General features: G+C 33.9%; 11 protein-coding genes and 2 tRNA genes. 6 read left to right on the top strand and 7 right to left on the bottom strand.

From position 1 onward, the window contains the following. Positions 1-159: 159 nt before the first annotated feature. Both FLAPXU55_RS09665 and sppA read right to left on the bottom strand, forming a co-directional pair. Positions 160-1,107 (bottom strand): alpha/beta hydrolase, encoded by a 948-nt coding sequence (locus tag FLAPXU55_RS09665; RefSeq protein ID WP_180857489.1) that lies wholly within the window; start codon positions 1,105-1,107, stop codon positions 160-162. Positions 1,108-1,119: 12 nt separating this feature from the next. Then, positions 1,120-2,877: a signal peptide peptidase SppA gene (gene sppA / locus FLAPXU55_RS09660; RefSeq protein ID WP_180857488.1), complete on the bottom strand. Its 1,758-nt coding sequence runs from the start codon at positions 2,875-2,877 to the stop codon at positions 1,120-1,122. Between the two features lie 137 nt (positions 2,878-3,014). On the opposite strand from sppA, the gene folK reads away from it, so the two are divergent. Further along, positions 3,015-4,148, top strand: a complete 1,134-nt coding sequence (gene folK, locus FLAPXU55_RS09655; protein WP_180857487.1) for a 2-amino-4-hydroxy-6-hydroxymethyldihydropteridine diphosphokinase — start codon at positions 3,015-3,017, stop codon at positions 4,146-4,148. A gap of 93 nt (positions 4,149-4,241) precedes the next feature. Here the strand turns inward: folK and FLAPXU55_RS09650 are convergent, their stop codons facing one another. From FLAPXU55_RS09650 to FLAPXU55_RS09640, 3 genes are all read right to left on the bottom strand, one after another. After that, positions 4,242-7,277: an Ig-like domain-containing protein gene (locus FLAPXU55_RS09650; RefSeq protein WP_180857486.1), complete on the bottom strand. Its 3,036-nt coding sequence runs from the start codon at positions 7,275-7,277 to the stop codon at positions 4,242-4,244. Positions 7,278-7,390: 113 nt separating this feature from the next. Then, on the bottom strand, positions 7,391-7,927 hold the full coding sequence (locus tag FLAPXU55_RS09645) for an RNA methyltransferase (protein ID WP_053471599.1): 537 nt from the start codon (positions 7,925-7,927) through the stop codon (positions 7,391-7,393). 74 nt (positions 7,928-8,001) lie between these two features. Continuing rightward, entirely contained in the window at positions 8,002-8,433 is a 432-nt protein-coding gene (locus FLAPXU55_RS09640; RefSeq protein ID WP_053471598.1) for a DUF1573 domain-containing protein, read from the bottom strand. 156 nt (positions 8,434-8,589) lie between these two features. Between FLAPXU55_RS09640 and mutS the strand changes: the two genes are divergently transcribed. The 4 genes from mutS (at position 8,590) to FLAPXU55_RS09620 (ending at position 12,050) form a co-directional block, all read left to right on the top strand. Beyond that, positions 8,590-11,196 carry a DNA mismatch repair protein MutS gene (gene mutS, locus FLAPXU55_RS09635; RefSeq protein WP_180857485.1) on the top strand — a complete coding sequence of 869 codons (2,607 nt, stop codon included), beginning with the start codon at positions 8,590-8,592 and terminating at the stop codon, positions 11,194-11,196. Positions 11,197-11,357: 161 nt separating this feature from the next. Next, positions 11,358-11,430, top strand: a tRNA-Gly gene (locus tag FLAPXU55_RS09630). 14 nt (positions 11,431-11,444) lie between these two features. Next, a tRNA-Leu gene (locus tag FLAPXU55_RS09625) sits at positions 11,445-11,530 on the top strand. Positions 11,531-11,669: 139 nt separating this feature from the next. Beyond that, positions 11,670-12,050, top strand: coding sequence for a DUF1508 domain-containing protein (locus FLAPXU55_RS09620; RefSeq protein WP_180857484.1), 381 nt, complete (start codon positions 11,670-11,672; stop codon positions 12,048-12,050). A gap of 161 nt (positions 12,051-12,211) precedes the next feature. On the opposite strand, the gene FLAPXU55_RS09615 is transcribed toward FLAPXU55_RS09620, so the two are convergent. Together FLAPXU55_RS09615 and FLAPXU55_RS09610 are read right to left on the bottom strand one after the other, a co-directional pair. Then, the gene (locus FLAPXU55_RS09615; RefSeq protein WP_053471595.1) at positions 12,212-12,436 is read right to left on the bottom strand and encodes a PG1828 family lipoprotein; all 225 of its coding nucleotides are present in this window, start codon (positions 12,434-12,436) and stop codon (positions 12,212-12,214) included. 344 nt (positions 12,437-12,780) lie between these two features. Further along, positions 12,781-14,013, bottom strand: coding sequence for a 3-deoxy-D-manno-octulosonic acid transferase (locus tag FLAPXU55_RS09610; protein ID WP_180857483.1), 1,233 nt, complete (start codon positions 14,011-14,013; stop codon positions 12,781-12,783). 133 nt (positions 14,014-14,146) lie between these two features. Here FLAPXU55_RS09610 and FLAPXU55_RS09605 point away from each other — a divergent pair, with 133 nt between their 5' ends. Further along, positions 14,147-15,280, top strand: coding sequence for a DegT/DnrJ/EryC1/StrS family aminotransferase (locus FLAPXU55_RS09605; protein WP_073489101.1), 1,134 nt, complete (start codon positions 14,147-14,149; stop codon positions 15,278-15,280). The last annotated feature ends 5 nt before the right edge of the window (positions 15,281-15,285 follow it).

Below are 15,285 nucleotides of genomic sequence, written 5' to 3'. Positions count from 1 at the left end.
TTGAGGTTTATTTTTTGAAAATTGACTCTTGCAAAAATAGTTTTTTTATTGAAGTATGGCGATAAAATTTTCTTAATAATGTAAGAAAATTATGTTATTATTGAATAAAAAAAATCCGCTTGATACTTTTCAAACGGATTTAGTTTTTTATTGTTGTAACTATTTTTTAATAAAGGAAACAATCTTATGGACTAAGGTTTCAGAAATGGGAAGGGTTTCATTATTATAACTTTCCATATTCGCCTTTTGATCGCCGTCGATTATTTTCATTATATGATTCATTTTATCTACAATCACCAATTCTGAATTAGCTTTAGCCTTCGATAAGTTTTCGGCATCTTTAACCGAAACTTGTAAATCATTATTTCCCTGAATGATTAAAACAGGAATTGTCAGTTTTTTAATTTCTGTCTGCGGATCGTATTTAAACCACGAAATCAAATACGGTTGAATACTTGCCCTGAAAAGAGAATTTAAAAGCGGATCGACTTTGTTTACTTTATTACCAGCTTTTAAACTATCAATAATAGGAAACGTCATATCTTCAATTTGCTTGTTTGATTTAGAAGCAATTTGCGTCTTTATCAATTTATCAGCAGATTCTCCGGCTCCGGCAATCGAAACAAATTTATTGGCTTTTGCACTTGCAATCATTCCTATTAAAGACCCTTCGCTATGACCAATAACCGTTAATTGCGTAAAACGTTTGTCTTGTTTCAAATAGTTAATCCAGCTTTTTACATCTTCGGTATAATTTTCAAAAACCAAACTAGATTCTGCAACTGCCGATTTTTTGCTTTCACCAATGCCGCGTTTATCAAAGCGTAAAGATGCAATTCCGTTTTTTGCCAGTTCTTCTGCCAGCATTTTTAAGGAATTGTTTTTCATCATCGAATTATTTCCGTCTCGGTCTGTTGGGCCGGAACCTGCAATTATCAACGCAACCGGACATTTTTTTACTCCGTCGGGAACGGTAAGCGTGCCAAAAATTTGATCATTATTGATTTTTAAAACTGCGGGTGTTTCTTTAAAAGTATCTTGTTTCGGACTTTGAGCATTTACGTATGTCAGAAACAAAACGGTTAAAAACAGAATTATGTTTTTCATCTTTAAGTGGAATTATTTAATGTTTATTCCGAAAGGCATCATCGCCTGAACTCCTTTTTGTCTCTGGAATCTTTTTACCTGCTCGATAAGCATATAGTTTTCTTCGCCAATTTCTTCTTTTATAAAAGCTTCCTTAGATTGTGCAAAAGGCAGATTACCCATTAAGTCACCAAATGTTTTTTCGTATTCAGGATAGTTTTGTGTGCTGTAATCTTTGATTTTTGCAATTTTTGCAGCCTCTGCAATAGCATCGTTCAAACCTCCAATTTTGTCAACTAATCCAATTTTCAACGCTTCCGATCCAGACCAAACTCTTCCTTGTGCAATAGAATCTACTTGTGCAAAAGTCATTTTTCTTCCTTCGGCAACATGTGTTACAAAAGTTTTATAAATCTGTTCAACGCCTTCAAGTGTAAAAGCTTTGAATTTTTCATCAACCGGAACAAACGGACTGTAATTTGCTGAGTTTTCGTGTGTTTTTACCTGCTCCGTATTAATTCCTAATTTGTTGGCAAGCGGAGTAAAGTTTGGTAATACTCCAAAAACCCCGATAGAACCTGTAATCGTATTGCTTTCTGCAAAAATTTTATTGGCATTACAAGCGATATAATAACCTCCGGAAGCGGCATAATTCCCCATTGAAACAATTACCGGTTTTACTTTTTTAGTTACTTCAATTTCTCTCCAGATTAAGTCAGAAGTCAGTGCGCTTCCGCCCGGACTGTCAATTCTTAAAACGATCGCTTTTACATCTTCATTTTTTCTGGCTTCTTGCAGCGAACGGCGCATTGAACCTTCGCCAATAACATTTACGTCGCCTTCGCCGCCGGCAATTTCGCCTTGAGCGTAAATAATTGCAATTTGATCAGTAGCAACATTGGTTAATGCCGTTGTTACATTATTTTGAGTATAATCTAAAATCGAAATTTTATTATAATCTTCGTCGTCTTTAACTTTCAACGCTTTTTTAATGGCATTGTGATACACATCTTCATAAGCTACAATATCAACTAAATGCTGTGTTTTTGCCATTTGTGGAGTTCTGGCTAATAAACCGTTTGCAATTTCATTTAATTTATCAACCGGAATATTTCGGCTTTTTGAAATATCGCTGCAAACTGTTGACCAAATCGAATTTAAAAGTGCTGTAACTTGTTCTCTGTTAGCGTCGCTCATTTTGTTTTCTAAAAATGGCTCAACGGCACTTTTGTATTTTCCGTGACGAATCACTTCCATGTGGATTCCGGATTTTTCCTGAAAATCTTTAAAGAACATCACTTCAGACGAAAGTCCTTTAAAGTCTAAATCTCCAGCCGGATTCAAATACACAACGTTAGCAACAGAATTTAAATAATATTCTTTCTGCGAATATGTATTGGCGTAAGCCCAGACAAATTTCCCTGATTTTTTAAAACTTTCCAGAGCATTTCTCAAATCTTTATATTGCGCAAGTCCAAGAGAAGACTCGTCGTTTAAGATTGAAATTCCTTTAATATTATCGTCTGTTTCTGCGGCTTCAATTGCATTGATAACATCCGTTAAACCAACACTTTTTTTATCTGAAAAAACAGTTACCCACGGATCTTTATATTTTCCGGCATAATCATTATTGATCTGCTTTAAATCTAATTCGATAACAGAATCATTTTTAACCGAAACTTTGTCATCTCCGCCAAAAATGGCCCCAATTAGGATTACTCCAAAAAAGAAGAGCATGATAAATACAAAAATACCAACAACTGTGGCAATTACATTTCCTAAAAACTTCATAAGTATATTTTTTTAATAAGTAGCGTTAATGGGCTATTTGTTACAAATTTCGCACATAAATTTTAATCGGTTTCAATGTGCCGTTTCACAAATATATTGGTTAATTCTAAAATAGTTTTAGTTAATTTGCATTAATTATGAAATCACAGCACCAAGTCGTTTTATCTATAGGCAGCAACCAGGGAAACAGGTTAGAAAACATTGAAAGTTGTATCGCTTTGATACATCAGGAAGTGGGAACTGTAATTAAGGTTTCTAAGCTTTATGAAACGCCTGCCTGGGGTTTTGAGAGCGATGCATTTTATAATTGCGCGTTACTTTTGCACACTACTTCATCGGCACAAAAAATATTAAATCAGGTTTTAAAAGTCGAAAAACAGTTAGGAAGAATCAGATTGAATCAGGAAGGTTATCAATCCCGAATTATTGATGTTGATGTAATTGTTTTTGATGATGAAATTATTGAAACAGAAAAACTTAATATTCCGCATCCTTTGATGCAGAACCGAAATTTTGTTTTATTACCGATGCAGGATTTAAAGTTAGAGTGGAAACATCCTGTTTTTCAGAAATCTATTTCAGAATTAATTACCCTTTCTCCAGACGACAGTGTTTGTAAGGTTGTTCAGGATTTGAAATGCCCGCTGAGTGAAATTCCGTTAGAAAAATATAATTATATTGCTTTTGAAGGAAATATTGGTGCCGGAAAAACTACTTTGGTTCACAAATTTGCAGATGATTTTAATGCGAAAACCGTTTTAGAACGTTTTGCAGATAATCCGTTTCTGCCTAAGTTTTATAAAGATCAAAACCGATATGCTTTTCCCCTTGAAATGTCTTTTTTGGCCGATCGTTATCAGCAATTATCTGATGATTTGGCACAGTTTGATTTATTTAAAGATTTTATCGTAGCCGATTATCATATTTTTAAATCGCTGATTTTTGCTAAAATTACTTTGCAGGAAGATGAATATCGTTTGTACCGAAATCTATTCGATATCATTTACAAAGAAATGCCAAAACCGGATTTGTATATTTATTTGTATCAAAATACAGAACGTCTTCTTCAAAACATAAAAAAACGCGGCCGAAGCTACGAGCAAAATATTCAGGCTGATTATTTGGATAAAATCAACAACGGTTATTTGGAATACATAAAATCCCAAACCGATTTGAATGTTTTAATTATCGATGTGTCTGATCGTGATTTTGTGAAAAAACAGGAAGATTATCTTTTTGTTTTAAGCGAAATCCAGAAGAAATTAGGTTAATTAGATAATTAGAAAATGTGTCAATTAGATAATTTTATTTAAGATATTTTTTAATTATCTCATTTTCTAATTGACACATTCTCTAATTCAGAACTATCTTAGTAATGAAAAGTGTCCTCGTAAAATAGGTTTTGTATTGTCTATTTTTAAGGCATACCAATAATCTGAAGCCGGAAGCGGTGTTCTCTCAAAAGTTCCGTCCCAAGTCATATTAGAAGCGTTTAACTGCGCGATGAGTTTGCCATAACGGTCAAAAATAGTGACTTCTGCCTGTGGATAATTTTCCATTCCGGTTACTTCCCATAAATCATTATGAGTATCGTTATTTGGAGTGAAAAATGCTGGAAAAACAAGAACAACAAAGTTTTGCGTATCTCCGCCGCAGCCGCTTTTTTCGCGAACATATGCCGTTTGTAGTCCGCCCGGAACATCATAAAAAACATTCGAATCCTGAAAATTAACTCCATCTACAGAAAACTCAAAATACGGAGCTTGCTTTTTAATGTAAATTACCACTCTTGTTCCGCTTACGTCAATTCGGTCTATTTCTGGAACCGGACGCTCTTCAACTATTATTGTTTTTGTACTTGAACAGCTTTCAGGAGCAGGACTTGTTACAATTACAGTATAAGTCCCACCTTTTGAAACGGGTGTTGTTTGTGTTGTATCCCCATTTGACCATGCATAAGTCATTCCCGAAACTCCCGCATCTAGTATTATAGTTTGAGATTGACACAGAGGTAAGGTTTCATCATGAACAACTGGCGGCGTATATATTTGAATTTCTACAGGCGTACGAGTTGGGTTGATACAGCCAGAATTTGAAGCCTCAGCATAATAAGTTGTATTTGATGAAATTGTTGGCGTTGTAAAACTGTTTCCGTTAAAAACACTTGTTCCTCCAGTTTGAGTTGTAAACCAGTTAATAGTTCCAATGTTTGAACTTGCACTAATAGTTACAGATCCCGGCCCGCAATTTGAATAAGAAGGCTTACCCGCAACCGGAGTTGTTGGGGTCATGTTTACCGTAGCCGTAACCGATTTTCTGTTTGATTCGCAGCCTGCATCTACATAATAAGTTGTTGTAGTATTTATTGTTGGAGTAGTATACGTGTTTCCTGTTCCTAATAAATTTCCCCCCACAGCGGCATCATACCAGCTAATTGTTGCTCCCGAAGTTGCTGTTGCAGTAAAAGTAAAAGTTCCAGAATCGCAAACCGGATTTGGATTTGCTCCTGGTGTTGCAACCGGAATTGTAATTTTTGTACTTGCCGCAATTTCAAGCGGAGATTCTCCCGGCATTCCGCCATATTCCACCACATAACCTTTTGGCTGATATGGGTCGCCAGACGTTAACGAACCGGTATTAGAAAGATCGTTCCATGAACCTCTAATTCCTATTCCCGGTTGTGTAATATGTGCATAATCTTCTTCACCTAAATTATTTGGTTCTCCGGAATTCCAGAAAGTATAATTCATTATAGTTCCGGCTTCGGGCCCTGTAACCCATTTCCATAGACCTTCAGTTTCAGCATCGCTTCCGCCAATCCATCCCGTTCCTGAGGCTTGTTCACCTATTAATTGAGCTTCATCTGCAGATAAAACGGTAGCTAAATATCCTGTAAGCCCGTAATAAGTACTGGCTTCTGCAGCTGCTTTGGCACTTGTCCAGGTAATACCAATACTCGGAACAAATAAATAAAAGTGCTGTGTTGAAGGTAAATAATTGGCATTCCCAATTGTTATAGAGAAAGTTCTTGTTCCGGAAGCTGTAGCCGAAGAATTTGAGAAAACCACATCTTTTACAGCATCAACTAAGTCAGAATATAAAACATTGCCACCTGTTGGGCTTGTTATGCTTAATTTTCCTGCTGTTGCGTCCCAGCTTGTTATTACGTTAGGGTGTGCTGCCGCATTTGAAAGCGCAAGCAAATCTAAACCACTTGAATAACCAGACGAAATTTGAATATAAACACCTTCAGTTGCTGTTTCCGCTGGATCGTGCGTAATAGTAAAATCAGTTACAATCTTTATAGTATTTTGTGGGCAGTATAACTGATCTCCGGTTGCTTTAACAATAGGGGCAGTTGTTGCAGGTTTACTACAGTCGTTTGAGTATTTTGCTGTACTTTCTTTGTAGGCCGTCCAGTTTGTATTTGAATAAATCTCATTATCAACTTGTATGCAGGTTAGACTTGAATTCGATTTGAAATTTCCATGGCTTATTTTTGCGTTCTGCCCGTTTTTTAAATTCAAATTTGTTAACAGATTATCATTACACAAAAGAGTAGTTAGATTAATATTTTTAGATAAATCTAAACTAGATAATTGATTATTATTGCAATCTAAGTGTCCTAAAATTGAATTATTAGAAATATCCAGAGAAGTTATTTGATTTTTACCGCAATCGAAAAATCCTAAATCTGGATTATTGGAAACATTTAGAGAAGTTATTTGATTATTATTTGCGATTAAAAATTGCAATGCTGCGTTTTTAGAAAGGTCAAGATTTGATAAATTGTTATTATCGCACCTTAAAGCAATTAAATTAATGTTTTTTGAAAGATCTAAAGCTGTTAACTTATTAAAGAAGCAAGATAAGCTTGTTAAAGAAGTATTTTTAGTAATATCTATACTTGTTAGGTTATTGTTGGAAAAAAAAAGAGTGTTTAAGGAGGTGTTTTTTGAAACATCCAGACTGCTTAATTTATTATTGTCTATAGATAAAACTTCCAATGCCGTGTTTTTTGAAAGATCTATAGTAGATAATTCATTATACTCGCACGATAAAGACTTCAGGAAAATGTTGTTTGTAAGGTTTAAAGTGGTAAGAGCGTTTCTTTGATATATATTATCATTCGCTATTCCCAAGGCTAATCTTTCCAGTTTTACAAAAGATTCAATACCAGTTAAATCGGCAATGTTTCTACCTTGAATGAATAATATCGTTACGTCTTTAACATTTGCAGTCAGAACCTGGCTATCAATAACGCCGCTGTCAATGCCTAAATCAATTAAAGCCTGTTCAAAATTTGGATCAGGAATAGATGTATATTGAGCAAATCCGGTTAAAGGGAAAAGCAGTAAGAAAAATAAATGTTGTGGTTTAAGGAAATAGATAGTTTTCATTTTATAAAAGTATCAATTTCTTAATAATAAAAAAATATATTTATATTTCTAACATTTAAAGTCTGAAACTAATTTAAAAATCACATTTTTTTGGTAAAAATATTCTTTAATTCTTAGTTTGGCCAGTTTAATTTCTGGAATAAATCCCAAACTACAATTCCGGCGCTTACAGAAATGTTTAAGGAATGTTTTGTTCCTAATTGCGGAATCTCAATACAGCCATCGCAAATAGCAACCGCTTCCTGAGATACACCATAAACTTCATTTCCAAAAACTAAAGCATATTTTTGGTTTTTCTCCACTTTAAAATCCTGAAGAAAAATGGCACTTTCAACTTGTTCAATAGCAAGAGTAAGGACATTTTCTTTTTTTAGGTTTTCAATAACTTCCAATACATTTTCGTGATGTTCCCACGCAACAGTTTCAGTAGCGCCAAGAGCAGTTTTATGAATTTCCTTGTTTGGTGGAGTTGCCGTAATACCGCAAAGAATTATTTTTTCGATTAAAAAAGCATCGGCAGTTCTAAAAACAGATCCAATATTGTGCAAACTTCGAATATCGTCCAAAACCAATATTAAAGGAGTTTTGTCTGATTTTTTAAAATCTTCGATTGATTTTCTGTCTAGTTCGCTATTTTCGAGTTTTCTCATTGGTTTAAATTCAGGTCATAAAAAAAGCTTCCAAAGATAAGGAAGCTTTTTCAATTATTTTGTTGTTTCTCAGATTAGCTTTTTACTGGATCTGGTAAAACTGTACCTTTAATTGTAAGTACTTTTGTTGGTTGTCCTTCAGCATTTGAAGTAACAGTTACAGTTTTTGTAAAAGCACCAACTCTGTCAGTAGCATATTTTACACCAATAATACCTTTAGCACCTGGAGCGATTGGCTCTTTTGGTGTTGTAGGAACTGTACAACCACAAGAACCTTGAGTGTTAGTAATGATTAACGGTTTTGTTCCGTTGTTAACAAAAACGAATTCACGTTTACCGTCAGCATTGTGAGCGATAGTTCCGTAATCGATAGTTTCTGTTTCAAAAAGCATTCCTGCTCCTTCAACTTTAGCAACTTTAGCAGCTTTAGCTTTTTTAGTTGTTTGTGCGTTAGTAGCCGTAATACCAGCTACAGCTAACATAGCGAATAAAATTATTTTTTTCATTTTTAAGGGTCTTTTTTAATGATGAACAAAGCTATATAAAATTCTTATATCTGAACATAAAAAAATCTTAAAATATTTTAATTTTTGAAGTGACTGTTATGCCGCTAAAAAATTATAAATTCGCTGTCTTAATTTTCATTTAAAAACATATCAATTTTGGCAGCTAAAGAGAAAGTGGTGAAGGAAACACCTTTAATGAAACAGTATAACGAGATCAAGAGAAAATATCCTGATGCCTGTCTGCTTTTCAGAGTAGGGGATTTTTATGAAACTTTTGGAGAAGATGCCATCAGAGCTTCTAAGATTCTTGGGATTACTTTAACAAAAAGAGGCGCAGGGTCTGATACAGAGACGGCTCTGGCAGGCTTTCCACACCATTCAATCAATACATATTTACCAAAATTAGTAAAAGCCGGACTTCGTGTTGCAATCTGCGATCAGCTTGAAGATCCTAAAATGACAAAAACGATTGTAAAGCGAGGTGTTACAGAATTGGTAACTCCGGGAGTTTCTTTAAACGATGAAGTTTTACAATCAAAAACAAACAACTTTTTAGCATCTGTTTATTTTGCTAACAAAAATATCGGAATTTCATTTTTAGATGTTTCGACAGGAGAATTTCTTACCGCTCAGGGAAATGCCGAATATATAGATAAATTACTGCAGAATTTTAATCCAAGTGAAGTTCTTGTTCCTAAGAATTGCAAAAGTGATTTTAAAACCGCTTTTGGAGAAGATTTTCATAGTTTTTATCTGGAAGACTGGATTTATAAAGAAGATTATGCTCTAGAAAAGCTGACCAAACATTTTCAAACCAACTCTTTAAAAGGTTTTGGTGTTGAAGAATTAAAAGAAGGAATTATTTCTGCGGGAGCAATCCTTTATTATTTATCAGAAACCCAGCATAACAGAGTGCAGCATATTACAGCGATTCAGCGAATTGCTGAAGATGCTTATGTGTGGATGGATCGTTTTACGATTAGAAATTTAGAATTGTATCACAGCTACAATCCAAATGCTGTAACACTTTTAGATGTAATCGATAAAACGCTTTCGCCAATGGGCGGACGTTTGTTAAAACGCTGGCTGGCGCTTCCGCTAAAAGACGGTAATAAAATAAAAGGACGTCATGATGTGGTTGCGTATTTGAAATCAAATCAGGATGTTTTACAAAATATTCAATATCAAATTAAACAAATTTCAGATTTGGAGCGTTTGATTTCTAAAATTGCAGCAGGAAAAGTTTCTCCGCGTGAAATTGTTTATTTGAAAGAATCTCTGGATGCTATTATTCCAATAAAAACCTTAGCGCTCGAAAGTCCACAGGAAGCGGTAAAAGTTATAGGAGACAGTTTGCATTCGTGTGATTTGTTACGTGAAAAAATCAAAACTACTTTAAATCAGGATGCGCCGGTTGCTATTTCAAAAGGAAATGCAATTGCAACTGGAATTAATGAAGAATTAGATGAGTTAAGAGCTATTTCGACATCTGGAAAAGAATTCCTGGAAGGAATAGAAAAAAGAGAATCAGAGCGTACAGGAATTTCATCCTTAAAAATTTCATTCAACAATGTTTTTGGATATTATATTGAAGTTCGAAACACACATAAAGATAAAGTTCCGGAAGAATGGATTCGTAAACAGACTTTAGTAAATGCAGAACGTTATATTACGGAAGAATTAAAAGAATACGAAACCAAAATATTAGGCGCCGAAGAAAAAATTCATAAAATTGAATCAGAACTTTTTGAGCAGTTGGTTGCATGGATTGCGACTTATATCAAACCCGTTCAAATGAATGCTTATTTGGTAGCACAATTAGACTGTTTATGTTCGTTTACGCAAATGGCAGTTGAGAATCAATATGTGTGTCCTGAAATTGATGAAACTTTTGAATTAGACATTAAAAACGGAAGGCATCCTGTAATTGAAAAACAATTGCCGGTTGGAACTCCGTATATAGCAAACGATGTTTTTCTGGATAGAGAAACGCAGCAAATTATAATGATTACCGGACCTAACATGTCGGGTAAGTCGGCTATTTTAAGACAAACTGCTTTAATTGTGCTTTTGGCACAAATGGGAAGTTTTGTTCCGGCTGACAGTGTAAGAATGGGGGTTGTAGATAAAATCTTTACAAGGGTAGGTGCATCTGATAACATCTCGATGGGAGAATCGACTTTTATGGTTGAGATGAATGAAACGGCTTCGATTTTGAATAATATTTCAGATCGCAGTTTAGTACTTCTGGATGAAATTGGAAGAGGAACAAGTACATATGATGGAATTTCGATTGCGTGGGCTATTGCCGAGTTTTTACACGAGCATCCTTCAAAACCAAAAACATTATTTGCGACGCATTATCATGAGTTGAATGAAATGACAGAATCACTTTCCAGAATTCAAAATTATAATGTTGCGGTAAAGGAATTAAAAGATACCGTTCTTTTTGTGAGAAAGCTTGTAAAAGGCGGAAGTGAGCATAGTTTTGGAATTCACGTGGCAAAAATGGCCGGAATGCCTCAGATTGTAATTTTGAAAGCACAAAAACTTTTAAAGAAATTAGAAAAAAATCATTCGAGCGATGCATTAAACGGCGTAAAATCTGCGAATGATGAAATGCAGATGAGTTTCTTTAATCTTGATGATCCTTTACTGGAAGAAATCAAAGAAGAGATCTTAAGCCTCGATATTAATGCGATTACACCCGTTGAAGCATTGATGAAGCTGAATGAAATAAAAAGAATGCTGGTTAAGAAATAAATCGAAAAAAATTTTCAAGTTTAAAGTTTAGGTTATCAGAAAGTTATAAAATAAGTAAATATTTTTTTGAAAAAAGGCTTGTGTAATTGAATAAATGTCCTAAATTTGCACTCGCAATACGAAACAAGTCAAGTATTGTAGTTCTTACTAGAATTTGAAACGCGAAAATAGCTCAGTTGGTAGAGCGCGACCTTGCCAAGGTCGAGGTCGCGGGTTCGAGCCCCGTTTTTCGCTCAAAACCATATAATGCTCGGATGGTGAAATTGGTAGACACGCTGGACTTAAAATCCAGTGAACAGCAATGTTCGTGCGGGTTCAAGTCCCGCTCTGAGTACTAAAGCCTCTTCTTTTGAAGAGGCTTTTTTTATTGTGTAAATTCTTTAAAAGGCGCTAAGGTGCTGAGGTTCTAAGATTCTGAGGGAATTAACAATCAATAATCTAAAATCAACAATCTAAAATCAACAATTCAATATATGGGTGCTTTTGTAATTAGCAGGCGATTTAATGATGAATACAAGTTTGTGTTTACTTCTCGAAAAGGGAAAGTGATTTTTACAAGTTTAAGCTATGAATTGAGGTTTGAATGTGAAGAAGATATTGAAAGATTTAAAAGAACAATTGAACTTTCTAAATTTTTAAAATTTAAAGGCTCTGGAGGAAAGTATTTTTTTAAATTGATGCTAGATGGTGTTCACTTTGCAACAAGCCGAAAATATACCACAGAATTGCTTTTGCAAAAAGGAATAAAAGAAATTGTGACTTATGCTTCAAAAGCAGAGATTTTGGATTTCTCGTCGAGTGAATCGATTTTTGGAGATGAAGAGGTTTCTGTTGAAGAGGAAGTAGAAGATTAAATAAAAAGAAATTCCAATATTTTAAAATTCCAAATCCCAACAATACATTATGTGTATTGGAATTTGGAATTTTAAAATATTGGAATTTTGTTTTGTTGATTTTTGAGCAAAAAAAAACCATCACAAGGATGGTTTTAAAATCTTTAGAATTTAGGTTCTAATTATTTTTTTACTTCTTTAGCAGCTTCTTCTACTTTAGCAGCAGCAGAATCAACTTTAGTAGCAGCTGAGTCAACAGTTGCAGCAGCAGAATCAACTACAGCAGCAGCAGAATCAACAGCAACAGCAGTAGAATCTACAGTTTCAGTAGCTGCAGCGTCAGCTTTTTTACAAGATACAACAGTTAAAACAGCAACAACAGCTAAACTTAAAAATACTTTTTTCATCTTACTTTATTATAAAAGGTTAATTATTAATTCGTGGCAAAGATATAAATTTTTTAATATGTAAAATATTTTTTCACTTTTTTTTTAAAATATTTTCCTAGCTCACGTTTATCTTATTTATCAAAGAATATGCCAAAAATATAAAATTATCTTAAATTATTTAATATTTTGTATAAATAATTTTTTGTTGAAAATTCTACGGTCGAATTGGCTATTTCATTTCTCTTAATTGCACTTTATCTTGCTTTTTAAGGAATATTGCTTTCGTGTACACAATGAAAATTACCAGCTTTTAATTCGTTTCTCTGAAATAATCGCTCAGAAAATTTAATTTGAATCGTGACTTACTTCGAAACAACTCTCATAATTGCATTTGTGGCTCCCTTGTTATTCTGAATAAAAGATTCGCAAATTTGACTTTTTTCTTTAAGAAATGTTTGATCAGTCAGAAGACGGTCTAAAATTTCTTTTAGTTCAGAGATATTAGAAATTGGCATACATCCGCCAAGCTCAACTAAAGAAACCGCCTCGGCAAAATTAGAATAATTAGGACCAATTACAATTGGAATTCCAAATGTTGCCGGTTCCAGAATATTATGAATTCCTGGGTTCCCAAATCCGCCGCCAACATAAGCGATCGTTCCGTAGCTATATATTTTTGTTAAAATCCCGATGGTGTCAATTATAAACACATTATAATTGGATAAATCTTTATTGTCTTTTTCAGAAAATAAAACTGTCGATTTTGTAATTTGCGATTTAAGATTTGAAATTTGATCTGCTTTTATATTATGTGGCGCAATAATAAATTTTACATTTTCTGGTGCCTGATTGATATATTCGGCAATTAAAACTTCGTCTTTTGGCCATGAACTTCCAATAACTATGGTTTGCTGGTTATTTTTGAAATTTTCGATGTAATCAAGCGTATTGTCTCTTTCTAAAATCGCAGCAACTCTGTCAAAACGCGTATCGCCGGATACAATTACATTTTTAAAACCTATAGCTTCAATTTTTTGTTTAGAACTTTCATTTTGCACAAAGAAATAATTGAAGGCTTTTAATGCTTTTCTGTAAAAACCGCCATACCATTTAAAAAACATTTGACTGTCCCTGAAAATTCCGGAAATCAAATAAGTTGGTGTTTTGCTTTTTTCTAATTCCTTTAAATAATTTAACCAAAATTCATATTTGATGAAAAAAGCAAATTCAGGATGAACTAATTTTAAAAATCTTTTAGCGTTCCTTTTGGTGTCCAAAGGCAGGTAAATGGTGACATCGGCAACCGTGTTGTTTTTACGCACTTCGTATCCCGAAGGGGAAAAAAAAGTTAAAATAATTTTATGCGTAGGATATTTTTCTTTGATTTTTTCAATTACAGGAAGTCCTTGCTCATATTCGCCAAGCGAAGCAGCGTGAAACCAAATTGTCTTGTCTTCGGGCTTTATTTTTTCTTCTAAAATGGAGAATACATTTTTCCGACCTTCAACAAAAAGCTTAATTTTCGGACTAAAAAGTGCGACTATTTTAAGAAAAAACGCTGCTAAAGAAACAGCTAAATTGTATAAAAAAAGCATGTAGTAATTTTTGCAGCTAAATTACATTTCTTTCGTTTATTTTCATTGGTTTGAAGGTATTAATAACTATTTTTGTTCCTTCTTTCTGACATTCTGGTTTAATAGAAAGGCTTTTTTAAATAAAATATCAAAAATGAAAAAAATACAAATGGTTGACTTAAAAAGTCAATATGAAAAAATAAAAACAACTGTAGACGCTTCAATTCAAGAGGTTTTAGATACAAATACTTATATTAACGGACCTTTAGTTCATCAGTTTCAAAAAAATCTTGAAGACTATTTAGGAGCAAAACACGTAATTCCGTGTGCAAATGGAACAGATGCTTTGCAAATTGCAATGATGGGTCTGGATTTAAAACCAGGTGACGAAGTTATTACTGCCGATTTTACTTTTGCAGCAACAGTTGAGGTTATTGCATTGTTACAATTAACTCCGGTTTTAGTTGATGTTGATTTGCATAATATGAACATCGATATTGATGCGGTAAAAAAAGCAATTACGCCAAAAACTAAAGCAATTGTTCCGGTACATTTATTTGGACGCGCTGCTAATATGGACGCCATTATGGAAATTGCAGCAGAACATAATTTATATGTAATCGAAGATAATGCACAAGCAATTGGAGCTGATTATATTTCAAAATCTGGAACAAAAAGCAAAGTTGGAGTTATTGGTCACGTTGCAGCAACTTCATTTTTTCCTTCTAAAAACTTAGGCTGCTACGGAGATGGTGGAGCAATTTTTACAAATGATGATAAATTGGCACACGTTATCCGAGGAATTGTAAATCATGGAATGTACGAGCGTTACCACCATGATGTTGTGGGAGTAAATTCACGTTTAGACAGTATTCAGGCAGGAGTTTTAAATGCAAAGCTTCCTTTGTTAGATGAATATAATAAAGCACGTCGTTTAGCGGCAACAAAATACAATGCGGCATTCGCTGGAAATAAGCATATTGTTACACCAGAATTTGATGCAAATGAAAACGATCACGTTTTTCATCAATATGTTTTAAGAATCTTAGATGCCGACAGAAATGCTTTAATGCAGCATTTATTAGATAAAGGAATTCCATGTGCAATTTATTACCCAATTCCGTTACACTCTCAAAAAGCATATTTAGATCCTCGCTATAAAGAAGAGCAATTTCCGGTTACAAATCAATTAGTACAGGAAGTAATTGCTTTACCAATGCATACAGAACTTGACGACGAACAAATCAAATTTATTACAGATTCTGTTTTAGAATTTTTGAATAAATAATTAAC

The sequence above is a fragment of the Flavobacterium panici genome (genome assembly GCF_903819335.1).
GTDB lineage: Bacteria > Bacteroidota > Bacteroidia > Flavobacteriales > Flavobacteriaceae > Flavobacterium > Flavobacterium panici.
Note: the sequence above shows the minus strand (reverse complement) of the source record. Positions and strands in the feature narration are given on the sequence as shown.

Coding starts and splice junctions, on each gene's coding strand:
- FLAPXU55_RS09665 (WP_180857489.1), bottom strand. CDS start 1,107: ATGAAAAACATAATTCTGTTTTTAACCGTTTTGTTTCTGACATACGTA.
- sppA (WP_180857488.1), bottom strand. CDS start 2,877: ATGAAGTTTTTAGGAAATGTAATTGCCACAGTTGTTGGTATTTTTGTA.
- folK (WP_180857487.1), top strand. CDS start 3,015: ATGAAATCACAGCACCAAGTCGTTTTATCTATAGGCAGCAACCAGGGA.
- FLAPXU55_RS09650 (WP_180857486.1), bottom strand. CDS start 7,277: ATGAAAACTATCTATTTCCTTAAACCACAACATTTATTTTTCTTACTG.
- FLAPXU55_RS09645 (WP_053471599.1), bottom strand. CDS start 7,927: ATGAGAAAACTCGAAAATAGCGAACTAGACAGAAAATCAATCGAAGAT.
- FLAPXU55_RS09640 (WP_053471598.1), bottom strand. CDS start 8,433: ATGAAAAAAATAATTTTATTCGCTATGTTAGCTGTAGCTGGTATTACG.
- FLAPXU55_RS09620 (WP_180857484.1), top strand. CDS start 11,670: ATGGGTGCTTTTGTAATTAGCAGGCGATTTAATGATGAATACAAGTTT.
- FLAPXU55_RS09615 (WP_053471595.1), bottom strand. CDS start 12,436: ATGAAAAAAGTATTTTTAAGTTTAGCTGTTGTTGCTGTTTTAACTGTT.
- FLAPXU55_RS09610 (WP_180857483.1), bottom strand. CDS start 14,013: ATGCTTTTTTTATACAATTTAGCTGTTTCTTTAGCAGCGTTTTTTCTT.
- FLAPXU55_RS09605 (WP_073489101.1), top strand. CDS start 14,147: ATGAAAAAAATACAAATGGTTGACTTAAAAAGTCAATATGAAAAAATA.